A 1,413-nucleotide genomic window follows, 5' to 3' on the forward strand; every position below is an offset into this window, starting at 1 on the left:
CATGAGATACAGAGAGGTAACCAGTAATTCCTTAAAAAGCATGTCACTATTTCAGTATTTTGAAGCTAATTGGGAAGATGATCTCTCTGATATGACCTTAGATGTGCAGGTATCAAGCAAATTCGAGTACGTTATAAATAAACTGGAAGCTAATTTCACTCAATTCGAACTGAAACAATTTACAAATATCCGCTCTACATACGCAAAAGAAATGTTTAAAAAACTTAAACAATGGCGTACCGTTGGCAAAAAAGAATATTCTATTGAGGAATTTAGAGGTATGTTACAGGTACCAAAAAGCTATGGTGCTAAAGAAATCAATACAAGAGTCTTGGCTCCAATACGAGCTGAGTTGCCAGAATACTTTGTAGGATTAAAAGTGAAGCCTATCAAGGCTAAAAAACGTGGGGCTCCAATCATTGCTTATGAATTTACTTGGAAGCCTGAGAAAGCTGGTACATGGGTAGACAGCAAATATGAGAAGAAAAAAAGGCGAGACGTGACAGCGAAAAAGCCCACTCGCAGAGAATCTTTACCCGAATGGGCTAAAGACGATTATGTTGCTCCAAGAGAAAAAAGGCTCTCAAGAGAAGAACAGCAACAATTCAGAAAAAGATTAGAAAAAATTAGAAAAAATAGCTCCAAAGAGGTAGATTGAAAAGTCGCATGAGCGAAGCGAATTCTTAAAATTGCTCTGCAATTTTTCACATAAAAAGGCGTATGTCAGGCCGCTTGGAAAGCGGATCTGGCACACGCCTTTTGCTCTACGCACATACACGATTATTTATCGTGTATAAGTGCGCCCTTTGGGTCATTCTGGCTTTTCTATCGAACGGTTTGAAAAGCCAGAATCTTTGATCTTCTTGTTTTTATGTTTTACAAATTGAATCATAATCTATACCGGTCTAGACTTACTCATAATTTTATCAAACAAAAGAAAACGGTTGCGAGAGACGCGAAAGAAAGCTACACTGAAACAGTAAAATCGCCTGAAGGAAAAGATGTTACGATTACTGTTAAAAAAATAAGTGGTGACGAACCACTTATCACTCCTTATTGGGCAGAATCTTCTCCTAAAACAGTCCCTATGTCTGGCAGACATACTTATGAAATATCTGGCAATTTCAATGTAGTAGGATGGGCTAGTTTTAAAGTGGATATAGTAGATGGATACATTACTAGAGCTTATGATGGTTCATATTATTTTGCCGTTGGATCTACAGCTAACTTATCGATTGATAATGGTGGTAACGAAGCGAATTATAACTTTGATTTTGCTACCTCTCTCCCTTGGGTCAATGGACCTTCTTGGAACGGTAAGTTACGTGCAAGATTAGGTGGATTCAGATTAAACAGCCGAACACGAGTATTATACACAGAAGTTTTATAAACAACATAAAAAATAAAAAAGCG

Annotated in this window: 2 protein-coding genes; both read left to right on the top strand. The window is 37.3% G+C overall.

Translation table 11 applies throughout. The annotated features are described in order from the left end of the window. Positions 1-658: replication initiation protein (locus G470_RS0111655; RefSeq protein WP_028274940.1), on the top strand; the 658-nt coding region annotated here is incomplete at its 5' end. Between the two features lie 213 nt (positions 659-871). Continuing rightward, a complete protein-coding gene (locus tag G470_RS0111660; RefSeq protein WP_028274941.1) occupies positions 872-1,390 on the top strand; it encodes a DUF5626 family protein in 519 nt (172 codons plus the stop codon). The last annotated feature ends 23 nt before the right edge of the window (positions 1,391-1,413 follow it).

The sequence above is a fragment of the Atopococcus tabaci DSM 17538 genome (assembly GCF_000429585.1).
GTDB lineage: Bacteria > Bacillota > Bacilli > Lactobacillales > Carnobacteriaceae_A > Atopococcus > Atopococcus tabaci.